The 1,292-nt window shown below is 55.1% G+C and carries 1 protein-coding gene; it reads left to right on the forward strand.

The window, feature by feature from the left end:
• The coding region (locus E1297_RS01740; RefSeq protein WP_155133113.1) for a phosphatase PAP2 family protein at nt 1–1,095 on the forward strand (1,095 nt) is incomplete at its 5' end.
• Between the last annotated feature and the right edge of the window lie 197 nt (nt 1,096–1,292).

Consider the following 1,292-nt stretch of genomic DNA (forward strand, 5'->3'; position numbering starts at 1 on the left):
CCAGACAATGCCGGCATTGATCCGTTCCCGCTCGAGTACATCATCAATCCGTACCAGAATCCGGCAAAGCCCCTGCTTTGGACCAGCCTCGATTGGGATCCGGCGCTGCGTTACTGGTCGATCGAACACGATCCGCATCTGTCCGAGTTTCAGGCATCCGCCAATCCGGATGCACCAGCAACCTTCGCCGCCCGCGAGTTCGGGGTACAGTTTGAAAAATGGCACCCAAAACACATAGACTACACGGGGTTCAACTGGCTGGAACCCAATGACCTGATCTGGTGGCCGGGCGATCCCAAAACCGTAAACCCGGGCGACCGCGCCGGCGGGATCGACCCCGCCAAACTGAAGACCGCGTGGGACACAATCCGGTCCGAGCTGGAATTGTTAAAAATCTACATGGAAGACGACCGCGAAAAATATCTGACGGAAGCCGAGCGGCAAGCAGACGGGCAAACGCTTTATTATGTTCACTTTATCGGTGCAGATGCGATCAGGCACCCTTGGACCATGGCACTGATCGAATGCGGATTGGCGATCGGCCATGTTGCCTATCTTGGCTACAAGGCGCATTTCAGGCGCGTCCGGCCATCTGTTCTGCGCCCCGGTTTGACACCCCCGTTCGGCCCCCCTGCTCACCCTTCCTTTCCAAGCGGGCATTCCTTCCTCGCTCATTTCATTGCCTTGTTCCTACTGAAAATCCCGGGCCTTTATCAACGTTTCGGCGTATCGAGAGCGAAGAAACGCCATCTTGATGACGGTGTTTTTCTGGATCGGCCGCAGTGGTCGGACTTGAGCGGAGAAGCCGCGATCAATTCACCTCTCCTGCGTGTCGCCGGGCGCGTGGCAGTGAACCGGGAACGGATCGGTCTCCACTATCCTTCAGACAGCTTCGCAGGCAGACATCTTGCGGCCGGAATTTGGGATGCACTGATGCCTGATGAACGAAAAAACACAAACTACGATAAAGGACCCATTGACTGCCCGACACTGGAGATCGTGCTGGATCGCGCAAAGGCTGAATGGCCAGTCTATCCTGAAGCAGCTGAGGGATCGGAAGGTGATCAGACAGGTTACAACCCGAACGATCACTGATCATTCGGGAACCCCCTTGCATATTGTGAAGCCAATCGAACCTGCACGATATAGCCTTACATCACAAACGTGGCGATGACGCCAAAAGGAATTGATTGCAAATGGCGTGGAAAGCGCTGCTACGCGGTCAAAAACCGCTGAAAACAATTCCCAATGACAAGCTGGCCAGGAAGCCTTTAAAGGCACACTATGCCTTG

The sequence above is a fragment of the Roseibium sp. RKSG952 genome (assembly GCF_009711355.1).